Annotated in this window: 15 protein-coding genes; 8 read left to right on the forward strand and 7 right to left on the reverse strand. The window is 38.0% G+C overall.

Annotated features, from left to right (window positions below; all coding sequences use genetic code 11):
* Positions 1-65 precede the first annotated feature (65 nt).
* Complete coding sequence (locus tag AC0L7T_RS07255) at positions 66-1331, forward strand: peptidoglycan DD-metalloendopeptidase family protein (RefSeq protein ID WP_473341857.1); 1266 nt, start codon at positions 66-68, stop codon at positions 1329-1331.
* Between the two features lie 181 nt (positions 1332-1512).
* Here the strand turns inward: AC0L7T_RS07255 and AC0L7T_RS07260 are convergent, their stop codons facing one another.
* From AC0L7T_RS07260 to AC0L7T_RS07275, 4 genes are all read right to left on the reverse strand, one after another.
* On the reverse strand, positions 1513-2172 hold the full coding sequence (locus AC0L7T_RS07260) for a hypothetical protein (RefSeq protein WP_473341858.1): 660 nt from the start codon (positions 2170-2172) through the stop codon (positions 1513-1515).
* A 72-nt stretch (positions 2173-2244) separates the two neighbouring features.
* On the reverse strand, positions 2245-3375 hold the full coding sequence (gene dprA, locus AC0L7T_RS07265; protein ID WP_473341859.1) for a DNA-processing protein DprA: 1131 nt from the start codon (positions 3373-3375) through the stop codon (positions 2245-2247).
* Positions 3356-3709 (reverse strand): MerR family transcriptional regulator, encoded by a 354-nt coding sequence (locus AC0L7T_RS07270; protein ID WP_473341860.1) that lies wholly within the window; start codon positions 3707-3709, stop codon positions 3356-3358. The genes dprA and AC0L7T_RS07270 overlap by 20 nt, the downstream gene beginning before the upstream one ends.
* A gap of 162 nt (positions 3710-3871) precedes the next feature.
* Positions 3872-4849: a peptidoglycan DD-metalloendopeptidase family protein gene (locus tag AC0L7T_RS07275; RefSeq protein WP_473341861.1), complete on the reverse strand. Its 978-nt coding sequence runs from the start codon at positions 4847-4849 to the stop codon at positions 3872-3874.
* Positions 4850-5004: 155 nt separating this feature from the next.
* Between AC0L7T_RS07275 and alaS the strand changes: the two genes are divergently transcribed.
* From alaS to AC0L7T_RS07310, 7 genes are all read left to right on the forward strand, one after another.
* On the forward strand, positions 5005-7641 hold the full coding sequence (alaS, locus tag AC0L7T_RS07280; protein WP_473341863.1) for an alanine--tRNA ligase: 2637 nt from the start codon (positions 5005-5007) through the stop codon (positions 7639-7641).
* A gap of 70 nt (positions 7642-7711) precedes the next feature.
* Positions 7712-9196: an Asp-tRNA(Asn)/Glu-tRNA(Gln) amidotransferase subunit GatB gene (gene gatB / locus AC0L7T_RS07285; protein WP_473341864.1), complete on the forward strand. Its 1485-nt coding sequence runs from the start codon at positions 7712-7714 to the stop codon at positions 9194-9196.
* A 4-nt stretch (positions 9197-9200) separates the two neighbouring features.
* Positions 9201-10319 (forward strand): redoxin domain-containing protein, encoded by a 1119-nt coding sequence (locus AC0L7T_RS07290; protein WP_473341865.1) that lies wholly within the window; start codon positions 9201-9203, stop codon positions 10317-10319.
* Between the two features lie 365 nt (positions 10320-10684).
* Complete coding sequence (locus tag AC0L7T_RS07295) at positions 10685-11152, forward strand: nucleoid-structuring protein H-NS (protein WP_473341867.1); 468 nt, start codon at positions 10685-10687, stop codon at positions 11150-11152.
* Positions 11153-11180: 28 nt separating this feature from the next.
* Positions 11181-11759, forward strand: a complete 579-nt coding sequence (locus AC0L7T_RS07300; protein ID WP_020889401.1) for a hypothetical protein — start codon at positions 11181-11183, stop codon at positions 11757-11759.
* Positions 11756-12595 (forward strand): hypothetical protein, encoded by an 840-nt coding sequence (locus AC0L7T_RS07305; RefSeq protein WP_473341869.1) that lies wholly within the window; start codon positions 11756-11758, stop codon positions 12593-12595. Before AC0L7T_RS07300 ends, AC0L7T_RS07305 begins: the two co-directional genes overlap by 4 nt.
* Positions 12582-15032 (forward strand): leucine-rich repeat domain-containing protein, encoded by a 2451-nt coding sequence (locus AC0L7T_RS07310; protein WP_473341870.1) that lies wholly within the window; start codon positions 12582-12584, stop codon positions 15030-15032. The genes AC0L7T_RS07305 and AC0L7T_RS07310 overlap by 14 nt, the downstream gene beginning before the upstream one ends.
* A 53-nt stretch (positions 15033-15085) precedes the next feature.
* On the opposite strand, the gene AC0L7T_RS07315 is transcribed toward AC0L7T_RS07310, so the two are convergent.
* From AC0L7T_RS07315 to AC0L7T_RS07325, 3 genes are all read right to left on the reverse strand, one after another.
* Entirely contained in the window at positions 15086-15580 is a 495-nt protein-coding gene (locus AC0L7T_RS07315) for a Dps family protein (protein WP_473341871.1), read from the reverse strand.
* 405 nt (positions 15581-15985) lie between these two features.
* Positions 15986-17008, reverse strand: coding sequence for a hypothetical protein (locus tag AC0L7T_RS07320; protein WP_473341872.1), 1023 nt, complete (start codon positions 17006-17008; stop codon positions 15986-15988).
* Positions 17009-17029: 21 nt separating this feature from the next.
* Complete coding sequence (locus tag AC0L7T_RS07325) at positions 17030-17353, reverse strand: DUF3817 domain-containing protein (RefSeq protein ID WP_473341873.1); 324 nt, start codon at positions 17351-17353, stop codon at positions 17030-17032.

Consider the following 17353-nt stretch of genomic DNA (forward strand, 5'->3'; position numbering starts at 1 on the left):
TGGGGTTAATTTATACAAATCCTTTAGTTTGGCGTTTTCATCGCTATCTATGGTTGCTTGTACTTATGGTTTTTCTAGGATCCTGTCATACAGAAAAGCTTTTTAAGGGTGAAAATCCTTATGAAAGTTATTCTGAAGCCTTAAAAGATACTGGCCTTGAGGAATATAAAATTATTCAGCAGTGGATTAATAATGGACAGGTAACAACCTCAGGTAATTTAAAAACTCAAAATTTGCCTCATGCCGAAATGGTCTACTTTGACCCTGCTTTGGCTGAGGCAATGTTCTGGTTATATAAAGTAGAAGAGGGAAGTAAGGTTTCTATTAATGCCAATGCAATTGGTGATAGTAGCACGGTCTATTTTTTAGATGTGTTCAGAAATACAATTGGCGGTTATTCATCCCATGTTTTCTCTAAAGATCAAAAAACGATTACTTATACAGCAGAACGAAACGAAAATCATTTACTAAGAATACAGCCTGAACTACTGGGAGGAGGGATGGTTGAAGTTAAAATAAAGGTATCAGGATCCATTGTCTTCCCCATACAAAATATGGATGCAAGTCAGATTTCCAGTTTCTGGGGAGATGCCAGAGGAGGCAGTCGCAGGCACGAAGGAGTAGATGTGTTTGCAAAAAGAGGTACACCGGTGCGTGCGGTTGTGGATGGCAGGGTGAATAGATCCGACCAAAATAGGCTGGGAGGTAAAGTAGTCTGGCTCAATAGTGGCAATTACAATTATTATTATGCGCACCTTGATAGTCAGTTGGTGAATATTGGGCAAAGTGTAATGCTTGGAGACACCTTAGGATTGGTAGGGAATACCGGCAATGCGAGAACTACAGCTCCTCATTTACATTTCGGAATATACAGGAAAGGAAGGGGCGCTAAAAATCCTTTGCCTTTTTTACAGATGCCGAAAAAAATTGAAAAAATTAATGCTTCAGATACTGTATCATTAAAGGATTACGGGGTTTTTTCTGTGAAAGCAGGGAATTTGCGCGCTTCTCCGGCACTCAATGCCAAAATTATTGGTACCTATCCTGAAAATACTTATTTCGATATTATGGGAAAGAGTGGTGCATGGTTTAGAATAAGGTTGCCAGATCAGACAATCGGATTTGCTCACCAGACAATTCTTAATATACCTGAAAAAAGTAGTTCTGAAATTGAAGTTAAAGCCGTTGATTTGGTGTTTCAGGATTGGAAGAAATCTTGGCCTGTACCTGCAGACTATTTTATCGGCAAGGGAAATGTTTTAGGCTATTTTAAGGACATGGTGTATGTTCAGTTAAAGACAGGCTCTAAAATATGGATGCTTGTAAAATAACATTTAGCCCTAATTGTCATCTTGGATTAGTATAGCGTAATTTCTTTATTCATCAGCAGGGTTAGTGCAAATTATTGGGTTAAACAAGCTGGGCCCTTTCGTGAAATTATGGTAATCCAGGGAAGGACCCAGTTTAGGACTTCAAATTACTAAATGGACTTAAAGAAATCCCAAATCTCTTTTACTTCTTATTTACTTCAACATTGGTAAACCAGATGATTTTTTCTCCATTTTTCATCCCGTGGTCAAGCGCTATTTTGATGCCTCCAAAATCTTTCTCATTTTCCCAGGTAAATGCGCGGCCTTCGGCGGCATTTCCTTTTCTGAAAACCCATTCCTTGATCATGTTTTTGTCGTCCACATAGACGTCATAAGCATCACCGGGTGTATAGCCATCTTCATTGTTGTAAAGAATGGTGAGTTTTGTTGTGGTTTCGCCGTTGATAGGAGAGGTTTGTCCCTCAGTTATTTCTGATGTAAAGCCTTCGTCCCATGCCAACTGGAAAGGGAATAAAAGCCAGTATTTGTCATTGATGAATTTATGATCAATGTCTTTAATTTGATCAGATTTTTCTGAAATAAGGTAAGTTACGCTTGTATCAGCATCAGTATAGCTAACCTCTCCTTTGACAAGGTCCCACTTCCAGTCTCTAACCAGAACCGTTACACTGTCTCTTCTCACATTCCAGGTATAGGAGATGGATTGAACCTCATCCAATTGATCATAACCATAAGCTTGAGCGATTTGCATGGGGAGATTATCAGTGGCCACACTTTTTTCATTTTTACATCCTACAAGGAGAATCAAAGAGAATAATATTGGGTAAAGTGCCTTTTTCATTTTTTTATAGGTTTTGGTCAGTATAGACTAATGTAAGCATAAAACACCATCTACGGGTAGCCGGTATCTTTTTTATTGTTTATTGTGGAGCCATTGGTACTTCTTTCCAGGGAAGGCCTTAACAAAACCCAAAAATTCTAAATTGAGCAGTTTGACAGCCAGGGTACTAATGGGTAAATTCAAATCATGGCTGAGCCAATTTACCTCTACTTCTTTTTTGTCAAATATTCTTTCCAGAATCTTGGTCTCTAGCGTGTCGAGTAAAGAGGTGTCAGGAAAAACCTGCAGGGCCAACGATTCGCCTGATGCCAAATTCCATGACAAGGAATTTACGATTTCTTTAGAACTCATATAGATCCCAGCTTTCATATTCCTTATAAGGTCATTGCAACCCTCACTGTATTTAGACTGGAGGTTTCCCGGGACTGCAAAAACCTCACGGTTGTAACTGTATGCTATTTCTGCTGTAATTAATGCACCTCCTTTTTTTGCCGCCTCTACTACTACCAATGCATCAGACATTCCTGCAATGATGCGATTTCTTTGCGGGAAATTATTAGAGCTCATTTCTGTTCCGAGTTTGTACTCGGTCAGCAGGCCTCCATTTTCCATCATTTGTTCAGCCGTTTTTTTATGGATTGAGGGATAAATGGTGTTAAGGTCAGAACCCATAACCCCTATTGTAGGTAAGTTTCTGGCCAAGGCGGCTCTATGTGCTTCCACGTCTATCCCATAGGCCAATCCACTGATGATTGTTGGCTGGAACCTAGACAGTTCTTCTGTAATTTTTTGAGTTATGTTCTTGCCGTATTTTGTGGCTTTTCTTGTGCCTACTATCCCTAGTGTTCTTTTCGGGTTGAGGTTTGTATTGCCCTTACTAAAAAGTATGGGAGGGCTATCGAGGATGGATTTTAATCGACTGGGATAGTTCTCCTCCATATAACAATGAATTTGAATTTCATGTTGGTTCGCGGCATCTATTATTGTTTCCGCTTCGGTCAGGTAACTTGCCCTTTGTTTTCTATAGGCAAGTAGTTTTGGCCCAATTCCCTGAATTCTTTCTAGTTTTCCTCGAGGTAAATTAAAAAATGCTTCTGCAGAACCGCAGTGTAAAATTATTTTTTTATAGATACTAGGTCCTAGCTTGGGGATCAAGCTGAGTGCTACATGGTACAAGTATTCATTATTCTGCTCGCTGTTCATTCAGATTATTTTTGATTTCTGTCAAAAAACTTCTGATTTCATTTAGCCTTTGGATCATTGCTGCTTTGTCCTGAACCTTATGCATGTCCCTTTTGATAATCTCCTGGGCACCTGTGAGCGTATAACCTTTTTCTTTTACCAGATGAAAAATCAATTGAATCTTTTCAATATCATCAATGGTAAATCTGCGGTTTCCTTTTTTGTCTTTTTTGGGCTTAATGATATCGAATTCCCCTTCCCAATACCTAATCAGTGAGGTAGCTACCTTAAATCTATCTGCCACTTCGCCAATAGAATAATACTTTTTTTCGATATCTTTTTCTTTGTATGGCAATCCTTTGGTATTTTTTTAATCAAAAATATAAAAATTATCTCTTATATAGAAAACAATTGGCGCTATTAATTCCAGAAAACCTACCAAACTCAATTTGTGGTAATAAAAAGCCCTTTCCCCAAATAATGAGGAAAGGGCTTTGTACTATTTGGTATTCCTGATTTAGGAAAGCGATTGATTTTCTCTTGAAGCCAATTCCAGAATTTTATCAAATTCAGTTGGTTCAAGGTCTTTAAAGAAGTAATTGACAGGGTTAACGTATTTATCCTCCTTGATTACCTCATAATGTACATGAGGAGCAGTGGATGAGCCTGTATTTCCTACGGTACCTATTTTATCTCCTCTTTTAATCTTGTTGCCGACTTTTACATTAAAATCATTCATGTGGGCATATCTGGTTTTAAATCCAAATCCGTGATCTATAATAATAGACTTACCATAGCCTCCAAATTCTGTCCTAACCTGTTTTACAACTCCGTCTCCTGTAGCGTAGATAGGAGTGCCTTTAGGAGCAGAGAAATCTATTCCCGTATGCATCTTTTTCACCTTAAGGATAGGATGTAATCGAATGCCGTAACCTGAAGCAAGCCTCTTTAATTCTTCATTGTGGATCGGCTGGATGGCAGGGATGGAAGCCCAATACTCCTCCTTGTTTAATGCCGTTTCAGACAATTCATTGTAGGATTCCCACTGAATAAAAAGCTGTTTTTTGAGTGTTTCCACTTTGTTGGCAACAGATATTATCATTTTGCCTTGATTAAGGCCTTTTTCTTTTATGTCTTTAAATCTATCCGAGCCTCCATAACCTGCATTTCTAACAGAACTAGGGATGGGTTCAGATTCGAAAATAACACGGTATAGGTTATCATCTCTTTCCTGAAGATCACCCATCATGGTGTTCAATTGAGCTACTTCCTTCTCTAATAGTTCATAGTAGAGGTTAAGCTCTTTGTTTTCTCTTTTCAGGATCAATTCTTTGGGACTGTCAAAATAATAATGGAAGACGATAAGTATTCCGACAGCTAATATTGAGGACAAGGATAAAAATCCTAATACACCCAATGTTACATCCCATTTGCTCTTAACAAATCTTTCGTATTTACAGGTTTTGGGATCGTAATAATATTTTATTCTACTCATTTAACAAATAGTACGTTAAAACTTCTAATTTTGTAATCCGAAAAAACCCAGGAGATTAAGCTACTTTGTAGGGAAGTAGATAGTTGGGAGTTTGGTTACAAAGATAATTCAAAAACTTTAAATATTCCAAGTAATTCATTCTAAGGTAAATAAACATGAATTCCAAACAAATAAGAAGCCATTTCATTGATTTTTTTCAATCTAAAGCGCATCAGTTTGTTCCATCTGCTCCAATAGTTGTGAAAAATGATCCGACATTGATGTTTACCAATGCTGGAATGAACCAATTTAAGGATTATTTTCTAGGCAATGAAACCCCGGATTATATTCGCGTAACTAACAGTCAAAAGTGCCTTAGAGTTTCCGGAAAGCACAATGATTTGGAAGAAGTAGGTGTAGACACCTATCACCATACCATGTTTGAGATGATGGGCAATTGGTCGTTTGGTGATTATTTTAAAAAGGACGCTGTCAACTGGGCATGGGAATTATTGACTGAAGTTTACCAATTGCCAAAAGACAGATTGTACATCACCGTTTTTGGAGGGGATAAAGACGATAAGTTAGCGGAGGATACAGAAGCTTTTGCCTACTGGGAAGAATTAATTGACAAAGACCGCATCCTTTTTTGTTCCAAAAAAGACAATTTCTGGGAAATGGGAGAAACAGGTCCTTGTGGACCATGCTCAGAAATTCATTTTGACATGCGGTCACTGGAAGAAATTCAAAAAATACCTGGAAGGGAACTTGTCAATGAAGACCACCCTCAGGTAATAGAAATTTGGAATTTGGTTTTCATGCAGTATAACCGATTCGCTGACGGACATTTGAAAGAATTGCCAGCAAAGCATGTCGATACTGGATTGGGCCTTGAAAGATTGGTTAGGGTAATTCAACAAAAGTCTTCAAATTACGACACCGATTTATTTGCACCGTTTATAGCTAAAATGGAAAGCATCTCAGGTTTTTCTTATGGAAAGTCTGAAAAAATAGACATTGCTTTTCGTGTCATTGTAGACCATATAAGAGCGATATCCTTTACCATCGCTGATGGCCAATTGCCTTCCAATAACAAAGCAGGGTATGTAATCAGGAGAATTCTAAGAAGAGCTGTACGCTATGGCTATACTTTTCTAGACCTCAAAACACCATTTTTGTTTCAATTGGTGCCTGTATTGGCAGAGAAATTTGGGGAGTTTTATCCTGAAATAAATTTGCAGCAAGAATTCATTGGCAAAGTAATACAGGAAGAAGAGCTGGCATTTTTGAGGACCTTGGACAAGGGTTTAAAAAACCTGGAAAGCATTCAAAAGTCTTTGGCAAGCAAAAATGAAAAAACCATATCTGGTGAGGTTGCGTTTGAGTTGTATGATACGTATGGGTTCCCGTTAGACCTTACTTCATTGATAGCAAGGGAGAATGGACTTAGCGTGGATGAAAAGGGCTTTTCAGTAGCTATGAAAGCGCAAAAAGACAGATCGAGGTCAGCCTCTAAGCTTGAGACTGGTGATTGGATCACTGTCAATGCGGAGGATAGTTCTGTTTTCGTAGGCTATGATACATTAAGTGCAACTGCTCAAATTATTAAATATCGAAAGATAAAAGATAAAAACAAGGACAGGTATCAGTTGGTCTTAACAGAAACCCCATTTTATGCCGAAAGCGGCGGACAGGTGGGCGATACTGGAATACTTTCGAACGACAAAGAGAGCATTGCAGTTCTGGACACTACCAAAGAGAATGACCTGATCGTTCACTGGGTAGATGTACTACCTGAAAATCCTGAGGCTGATTTTACGGGTGTAGTAGATGCAGGGAAGCGTGGTTTAATTAAAAGTAACCATACTGCCACTCACCTTTTACAGTCGGCATTGAAGCAAGTGCTGGGAGATCATGTGCAACAAAAGGGTTCGCTGGTAAATGATAAAATTTTAAGGTTTGATTTTTCCCATTTTGCTAAATTGACTCCAGAGGAAATACTTCAGGTGGAGGACATCGTAAATAGCAGGATCAGGACAAATATCTCACTTGACGAGAGAAGAAATGTGCCAATAGATAAGGCTAAAGCAATGGGTGCAACAGCGCTTTTCGGAGAGAAATATGGTGAGCAAGTTCGGGTGATTACCTTTGACCCTTCCTTTTCTGTAGAATTGTGTGGAGGAACCCATGTGACTTCCACAGGGGAAATAGGAATGTTTAAAATTACTTCTGAGAGTTCAATAGCTGCAGGTGTGCGTAGAATAGAGGCAGTCACTGCCTCGGGAGCACAAGAGTATGTCAGACGGCAGTTTGAGCTTTTGGAAAATATTCAGGAAACACTTAAGCATCCCCGGGATCTTGTGGCTGCTATTGAAGGATTAATGACTGAAAGGGCTTCTTTAAGGAAAGAAATCGAGGCATTGAACCTAAAAGCTACCGATGATATTAAAGAAACGTTAAAAAGTGAGGTAAAATCCTTAAACGGTTACCACTTAATATTAGGATTGATTAAATTGCCTAATGCTGAGGCCTTAAAAAAGCTTTCTTTTGAATTGAAAAATGAAATTGACAACTTAGTAGCTGTATTGGCAGCAGATATTAATGGCAAGCCTCAATTAGCAATTGTGGTAAGCGATTTGCTTGTAAAAGAAAAAGGTTTACATGCAGGCAAAATGGTGAGGGAATTAGCGATTGAGATCCAAGGAGGGGGAGGAGGACAGCCCTTTTATGCAACAGCTGGAGGGAAAGATTCCTCAGGTTTACCCAAAGCTTTGGAGAAAGCTGAAACGTTGCTTCACCAGGCCTTAAAATAATTTAGCGGAATTCATTTATGTTGTGGGCAATGCCCTGACATTTTGGAACGATAACTGTAATAATTGAAAGATGATTGAAGAGAAGTCCACTACCTTAACGGCAGAAAACCTCAAGAAAAAGTACGAGATGGTGATAGGGCTGGAAGTCCACGCACAATTGCTTACTAAAAGTAAGATGTATACTTCTGATGCCAACAGCTACGGGAAGATGCCAAACACCAATATATCGGTGATTACCTTGGGACATCCCGGCACCTTGCCTAAAGTTAATAGAAAAGCGGTAGAGTTTGCTGTAAAAATGGGACTGGCATGTAATTCTTCTATTACAAGGAGAAATGTATTTGCCCGTAAAAATTATTTTTACCCAGATTTACCAAAGGGATACCAACTGACTCAGGATAAAAATCCGATTTGTGTAGGTGGTTTTGTCCCTATTACGTTGAGTAGTGGCGAGAAAAAAGAAGTGGCACTAACACGGATCCATATGGAAGAAGATGCGGGCAAGTCCATGCACCTTGCAGGAGAAGTGGATACCCTCGTTGATTTTAACCGTGCAGGTGTGCCATTGATAGAGATAGTGACAGAGCCTGATATGCGCTCTTCTGAAGAAGCCTACAATCTCCTTTCAGAGATTAAGAAATTGGTTGTCTATCTGGATGTCTGTGATGGGAACATGGAAGAAGGCTCTTTAAGGTGTGATGCCAATGTGTCGGTGAGACTTAGGGGTGATAAAGAACTGGGTAAGAAGGTAGAAGTGAAAAACATGAACTCCTTCCGAAATGTGGTCCGGGCGATTGAGCATGAATACGACAGGCAAATTGGATTACTCGAAAAAGGCGAAACTATAATTTCAGAGACCAGAACTTTTGATGCGACGACTGGACTTACAGGAAGCATGAGAACCAAGGAAGACCTTAACGATTATAGGTATTTCCCTGAGCCGGATTTGAGTCCGGTAGTGATTTCTGAAGAATGGTTGTCCTCAATCAAGGCTGAGCTTCCAGTGCTTCCGCGAGAATTATTTGACAAATTTGTAAATACTTACGGACTTCCTGAATATGATGCAGGAGTATTGACCGACCAAAAAGAAATAGCTTTATGGTTTGAGTCGTTGTGTAAGCAAACCAATAACTTTAAAGCAGCTTCAAATTGGATGATGGGTCCGATTAAATCTTATTTAAATGAATTGACGTTAAAGATTGAAGATTTCCCATTAAAGGAATCACAGATCGCTGCGTTGATAGCCTTGATTGATGAAGGGAAAGTAAGTTATACAGTAGCGTCTCAAAAGGTTTATCCAGAGTTAATTGCTCACCCAGAGAAAACACCCCTTGAGATAGCTAAGGAATTAAACTTAATTCAAGACAGTAATGAGGACTCTATAAGGCCTTTGATTGAGGAAGTCATAACCCAGAATGCTGCCAAAGTGCAGGAGTATAGGTCTGGTAAAAAGGGACTTATGGGCATGTTTATGGGGCAGGTAATGAAAAAGTCTCAAGGGAAGGCTGATCCAAAAGTTGCCAGCAAAATTTTAACAGAATTATTGGATAATTAATTTTATGAGAATCTTAATTAGAAGTGTATTTTCGATAGGCTTGTCAGTCATGCTGCTTTACGCATGTGGAGAAGGAGAGAAAGAAGCATTTGATGGAAAAGTAACCATCTCAGGGAAATTGAAAAATATACCAGAAGGAGATGTAGTCCTTTCCAAATACGATGTAGACAAAATCACCGTCCTTGATACCTTAGGGATTGGCAAAGGTGGTTCATTTAGCTATGAACTGGATGTTGACAATCCTAATTTTTATGACCTTGATCTGTTTGGCGAAAAAACGATTCGTTTGGCTTTATTTGAGGAAGATGTCGAGGTAAAGTATGATTTTGAATCTGAAAAATTAGATGTTACGGGTTCAAAGGACAGTCAGTTACTTTATAATATAGATGAGTTAACTGTAAAATATCAGGAAGAGACCAATGAATTGAATTCAGCTTTTTACGAAGCCATGACAGCGAAAGACCAGGACAAAGTTCAGGAAATCCGTGAGCAGGCTATGGTTATGGGGATGAACCATGCTGAGAATGTAAAAGAAATAATTTCAAAAACGGAAGGAAGTTTTGCTGCATTGGCAGGATTAGGAATGCTGGATCCAGGATCAGACTTTAATTTTATGGACAGCGTGGTAGTTGCTCTCGGAGACAAATACCCTGACATGAAATTGATTAGTACATGGAAGCAGGAGTTGAATGAAATGAGAGCGCTTTCTATCGGTCAGCCGGCACCTGAAATTTCACTTCCTAGCCCTGATGGGAAAGTTGTAAACCTTTCTGATCTGAGAGGGAAATATGTAATGATTGATTTTTGGGCCGGATGGTGTAAGCCTTGTCGCGATGAAAACCCCAATGTGGTAAGACTCTATAACCAATACAAAGAAGATGGATTTGAAGTATTTGGCGTTTCGCTTGATAGAACCAAGGAGATGTGGACCAAAGCTATAGCAGAAGACGGATTAACCTGGACCCAGGTTTCTGACTTAAAATACTTTAATTCTGAGGCTGCAGCCAAGTACCAAATTAATGCTATCCCTGCTACCTATATGATAGATCCTGAAGGGAACATAATTGCCAAAGATTTAAGAGGGAAATCCTTGGAAAGAAAGTTGTCTGAAATTTTCGATTAAATTGTCTAATTACCGTTAAAAAAAACTTTCATACATTTCGATATATAATGATATATTAGCATTTTGTATGATTACACTATCAATTCGTAACTAATTGTGCGTTTTATGAAATTATTACCTATAATTGAGGAGGTTTACTTAAAAAAAGCAGATTGTTAATTTTGATAAACATAAATACAAACCAACTTTAGTGCCGTTCATTCCTTAAATTGTGCTGATAAAAAAAAACCAAATTATTCTAAAAAAAAACACTTAAATCAATCATCTACTACATCGTAAAAGTCTTGGCATTTCTGGGATCATGAAAGTGGAATCTCATTCTTAGGCAAGGTTTTTACAATTAACTTAAAAACCATTCAATTCATATGAAAAAAAGGAACCTAAAATTCCCCTTTACACGGTCATTGACTGTAATGCTATTTGTACTATTAGCTATGGGAGCTTGTAAAAGCAAGAAAAAAGTGGTTGAGGCCCCGCCTGCACCTGTGCCAGTTGAAGAACCTGCGCCTGCGCCTAAACCTGCACCACAACCTTCAGCTGAAGAGCTAGCAGTTGGGAAATTAGAAAATTACTTCAACGCAGTAGCAAACGCTTCAAGTTTGCAAAGTGCTAACAATACAATAAGAGAAGCGCTAGGGATGTTTTCTAACCAGGATACACCTGTATTAATTGTAATTCATGAAGAATCCGGAAGGAAAGATTATGATGAGCCTACTACCATTGAAAGGTATCTTAACTATTTAAAAGACACCAAGAAAAACCTGAACTTCATCAGCGACATCAGAATGGATGGATCCGGAAAGGTCACCGAATTAGAATTAAGAAGAAGATAATTTAAAAAACTATAGAAAGTAAGTTATTATGAAAAAATATATTTTATCCCTGCTTATCTTTTTCCTGGCAACAAGCATTTCCGTTTTCGCTCAGGATGAAAGTATCAGCCCGCAAAGAAAGCAAGCTATTGATTCCCTTGCCTTAGAAAAAGTAAAAGATTTAAGTAAATATATCAGTATCATCGGAAGTAAGGAAACGCAATTTTCTGAAGCTACGAGGGTAATGGATAGGGCTGAAGAGCTTTTCGCTCCTGATGCAGAAATGGGTGTTTCATCTGTTAATACCAATGAGGTTGCTTATTACAAAATCAGAAGGTATTTTGAAAGACTAATGGCCTTAAATTATGACAGGGTGAACATCAGCTGGTATGATATTCATTATATCTCTGATTTGGAGAGACAACCTGACGGAAGGTATGTAGGCGTTATTACAATCTACCAAAGGTTTGAAGGAACTTCACAAGAAGCAGGGTTGAACTACAGAGATACCACTAAGAAGGACATTACAATCTATGTAGAGAAAAAACAAACCCAGATTTCTGGTAGGACCATTGAATTCTGGGATGTGTTGTTGGGAGATGTGAGAGTGACTGAGACTTCAGCATGAGAATAGTATTTGTTACGTTAATTACCATAATCTTATCAAATTTTTCCGCGCCGGGGCAGACTTTCAATAGCTCCGGCCGGATTATTGATGATGGCAGGTTTGCTGCCGCTACCAAACAAGTCAACCAATTTTTCAGAAGATTTAATGCAGAGGAAAGCAAAGAAGGAGATGTAAGATATTACCCCGGCGATGAAAAGTACCACGATCTGGCCCTTAGGAAATCTTTTATTAATATTCTTTTCGACAATGAAACCTCTGGGATTAGCAATGACCTAAAAAGAGAATTTATAGGTTATGTAACATCCGAAACCTACCCCCAATACCTTAACTTTCACAGAGGTGAATGGTTTGCAGAACTCAACACTGTTTTTACTTATAATGGCAAAAAACAAGATGTGGTACTGTTTTTGAAGTTACAACCTCAAGGATTGGGATATGAGTGGGTCATAGAAAATGTTAATTTCCCTCCATTTACTGCCGCGTTTGATAAACCCGAAGGAGACGAGAAAAAATTTCTTCACCCTTTAAGTCATGAATTAGGTTTTATGAACCTAAGGAGAGCTATGGTAGAAAATCCTAGACCGGAATCTTATACCCCGGATGGTTATAAACCAGATTACCTTACATTATTTCTGTTTGAAATAAAAAGTAAACGACTGAAATTTGAAACAGTGAAAGACACTAAATTCCACTTCTTTCAAATTGATAAATGGTATTTTGAGTTGGGACAATTCAATAGACCTGGATTTAATACAGGTTGGTTGATTGCCAATTTGATGAAATTGGAGGAAGGTGACAAAGAAATAATATTGAACTACATCTATGACAGGGATTAAAGTAAATGCATTTCTCCTGATTCTATTTTTTTGTTATGCTCCCAAGATTCTTGCCCAGGATCTCGGAGGATACACCAAACAGGAGATTAAAGATTTTAGCCAACAGGCAGAAGATCAAGTCCGATTCTTACAATATTTTCTTAATACTGTTGGCAGTGGTGAAACCTCTGCCAGGGATAAAGATGTTATCATTCGAGAAAGCTATAAAAAAATCTTTCGAGATGAGAATGTACAGATAGAGGACGATTTGCTGTTGGATCGGCAAGTAATTACCAATAAGAGTGTTGTATCCTATTTAAAGGACATCGAGTTCTTCTTTAAAGATGCTGCCTTCGAATTTAAAATAAAGGAGGTAAAACCTAAATTAAATGACAACGATGAACTGTTTTTTGAGATATCGTTGGATAGAACACTTACTGGCTTGGGCCTCGAAAATGAAAGCATTGAAAATACCAAACTCCGATTTGTAGAAATTAATTTGGACAGGAATTCAAACGAGCTAAAAATTGCGAGTATTTATACCACCAAACTAAGCAGAGATGACGAATTGTTGGAATGGTGGAGTTCACTTTCCCTTGAGTGGGAAACCTTATTAAGAGAAAAGTTTGCCATCACAGATGATTCTGTTCAGCTTGACATGTTGTATAAGATATCTGCACTGGATACGCTTGATCTTTCGGGTAATAAACTATTGGTAGATATTGACCCCATTCATGTGTTTAGAGATTTAACTTACGTGGATATTAGTCATACACAGATTAAAGAACTGAGCCCAATTAGCAACATTACTTTTCTTTCCTACCTGGATGTATCCAATACGCCAACAGTTGATATTCAATTTATCAAATATTCAGATAAGCTTAAATACCTTGATATCTCAGGTACCCAAGTGACCAATATTGATGAACTAACCAGTCTTAAAAACCTGCAAACTTTAAAGGCTGCAAAGGCACCATTAAGAGGTTTTGGCGTATTGGAGAACTTCAGTCAGCTCGAAACGCTGGATCTTGAGGAAAGTGGGTTCAATAACATTGAAAACCTAAAAAACTTATCTCAACTAAAAGTTTTGAATTTACGAGGAAACTACCTGATAAATTTTGGGTTTTTATCCGAGTTAAAACAATTGGAAGAGATTAACCTTGAGGAGACAAATATACTCGACTTGTCCCCTTTGGCATCTTTACCTTCACTTTGGCGTGTAAATATCAACGGTACGGAGGTAAGTCAATTGGATCCAATAAATGGATCTAAATCAGTAAAAAGAATCTATGCAGATCGAACAAGTATTTCTGAAAATGCTGCAGATATATTTGCGAGAAGCAATAGAGGCATTCTACTAATTCATATGGTGGAAAACCTTCAGACCTGGTGGCAAACACTTCCTGATGGTTGGAATGATGTCTTTGTCGAAAAATTACCAGCACTAGGACAAGGTAAACCTACGATTGAAGCCCTTTCTACATTGGTGAACATGGATTCCTTGAATTTGAACAATAGCAAAGTGGTTAATTTAAGGCCTGCACTAAAGTTTAAAAGTGTTACTTTTTTATCATTTGAAAACACCATGATAGAAGATCTTTCTCCATTGGCAGAAATGAAGAATTTGTTGCACATTAATGGAGATTTTAGCGGCGTAAACAACCTTAAAGCACTACAGGAACTTACAGGTCTAAAACGACTTTCCTTTGAGGGTACTAATATTGAGTCCATTGAACCGCTTAAAAGTCTTCCTTCTTTGGATTTTATTAATCTGGACAATACAAAAGTACCCGACTGGGATGTGCAGGAACTTGCAAGTTTGTTGCCGCAAACCAATGTGATTTTCAGGACTGAGGCTTTGGTGTCTTGGTGGGGAAATTTGAATTCCGATTGGAAAAGCTTGTTTTCCAGGTATTATAGCCTAAGGGAGAATCCAGATACCTGGGCATTGCATCAAGCAACTTCGAGTGCCAAACTGGAAATTGCTGGAGACAATATATTAGATTTGGAACCCCTCTTAGTCTTCTTTAATTTAAGGGAATTACAAATTAAAAATGTACCGCTTCAGGATCCATCGGCCATTGCCAGATTGGAAAAGCTTGAGGTACTTAAAATCACCGAGTCCCCTTTTAGAGATTTGACTGTAGTAACGCCTTTGTCAATGCTTGAGACCCTTGATGTGTCCAATACTGCGGTAAGTGAGCTTGAACCAATAAGCAATCTTAAAAGGCTTAAACATTTGAATTTGTCAGGAACGAATATATCTAATCTAAAAGGATTGGAAATGCTTTATGATCTTCGAACCCTGGATATTGCCAGTACTGGAGTGAGAAGTGTTAAACAAATCACTCATCTCCTTAATTTGGAAAAATTGGTTTGTTTTAATACAAGGCTGAGTTCTCGAAGTGTTGAAAAATTTCAAAATGAATTACCAAACTGTGAAGTGAGGTATTATTAATAAACATAAAAGTAAAGGCAAAAAAAATCCCCGACTTAATCGGGGATTTTTTTTTATTCTTTTAAAAAGGATGTGAGCATCCAGTGGTGTAACTCTAAACTTTTGATAAATGCGACGAGCATATCTTCAGTAGCCTTGTCACCCAAATCAGCAACTTTAATTGCACAGACATCCATGCTGTCTACCAGTGTTTGAAAATCTCTTAACACTTCTTCAACCATTTCTCTAGAGCTCAAATCTGTACCAACCTCTTTAATGTCGGCTTTCTCGAGATAGTCTTTCATAAGACTGTATGGCGTCATTCCAAATACCCTGATTCGCTCGGCTATAAGGTCTATGTTTGCAAATGATTCGGTATAAAGCTCCTCAAATTTCTCATGCAAATCAAAAAAGTCACCACCTGTTACATTCCAGTGAAAATTCCTTAATTTTTGATAATGGACGTGATAGTTGGCTAAAAGTTGATTCAATGAAGCCACTATTTTTTCGGAGTCGTCCTTATTGTATCCTAGTTTTTTAAAAACTCGTTTTTCTGATTTAGCGCTCATAATATTCTATTTTACTTTATGAAATAATTCAAGGTTATTGGTATATAGGTGTCCATAAACTATGCCAATCCGATTAAATTACCTTGGAAAATTTCAATTTACTTTAGAAATTATTGTTTCTTTAGTAGATGCTTCATTTTCCTAGGTTTACAGGCAAGGGACTGTTTTTTATGAGGTTTATAAAACTGCATAGAGGTATGATCGAAAAAGTCAACCCTATTACGGAGTGAAATCAATGCATTGGTAGGCACGGTCCGGTTTATAGGATTGGTGTAGGATCACAACGTTTCTAATGGTGAGAAGCAGTGATGGCAACCCAGTGTGAGTTGTATTATAGGTTGTCAGATGCTGCACAATGGTCAGAATGAATAAAAATTAAAACCCAGTGAAATTTTTCGCTGGGTTTTACTTATGAATTAATTGATTTAGGCTCATTCTCAAAATCCCTCCCATATTTTTACAGCGGAGAAATGCTGGGTTATTATAATGCTTGGCCAATTCATTTTTGAGGGTTTCAATATTTGAATCTTTGGATAGAACATCTTTCTCCATACTATTCAAAATATCTGTAATTTCTTTAGGTGAACTTGTAAGTCTCGTTGCTATCAGTGCTCGCTCTTCTTTCTGGTACTGGGTCATTGATTCTTGAGTGATATGCTTGATGCCAAGTTGAATGAGGGCATTGTTTTGCTTGAAGAATTGAGGCAAATAAATTGACTTTTTGCCTTCATAGGACTGTTGGTCAAAATCGATGGAACGAATTCTATAATGCGTTTCTTCAAAGTCCGGCGTTACATCTATCACAAAATTCGAAGAATGCATGTCCCCTAATAACCGGACAAAGCATCGTTCATTGAACTTTACAAATTCTTTGGACAAGCGGATAGGATTAAGCAAGGGATCATGAAGTTGTTGTTTCATAAATTGTTCCCCAGGAATACCTGCAATATGTTCTTCAATAAGGGTATCCCTATATACAAGATAACCTATTCTATTGGGAGACAACAGGTGCTCTAGACCCAATCCATAGACCCTCGAAGCATCGGCATTTTTGATATAAAAATAATCAAAATTATCATTGATACGATTGACAATTCTCACCCTGAAGGGTTGGGTATTGCCATAGGTACATAGGTCTATTCTGTCTACATACAGGTGTTGCATGACAGACATGTCCCCATCTGCCTTAAGTAAGGCATATATTTTCTTTACCTTATAATGAATTTCATTTCGATCAGATTCATCGTAGAAAACCGTTTCCCATAATGTATCATTGTCTTTAAAATCATAAAGGGCAATAGAATTCGTATACCTGAGCAACTCCTTGTAGTGAATGGGTATATCCACTTCTCTACCATATTTGACCAGGTATTTCCTTAGGTTTTCACTTATGGGGTAAACTATCTTTTTTTTGCTAATGACAGCCATATTGTACCTATTAGGTGGCCACTACATTTTGTCTTCAATTATATGTTCTTGTTTTCTTAGTTTTCTATCAAATAAGAAGGGGCCAAAAGGAAGGACGGAGGCAATCAACCCCATCAAAGCAATTCGGAAATGCCATCTTAATTTCCTGGAAGTAGGGAACATGACCAATATATACACAACAAAAAGTACACCATGAATCCATCCCACATAGGTAACCATTGCAGGTAGATCAAAAATATATTTCAAAGGCATTGCTATGAAGACCAATACCAACATGGAGGTGCCTTCTGTTAAACTTACTATTCTAAATCGTTGCAAGATGCCTAATCGCTCTTCATTTGTCAT

The sequence above is a fragment of the Cyclobacterium sp. 10D3-21 genome (assembly GCF_055809755.1).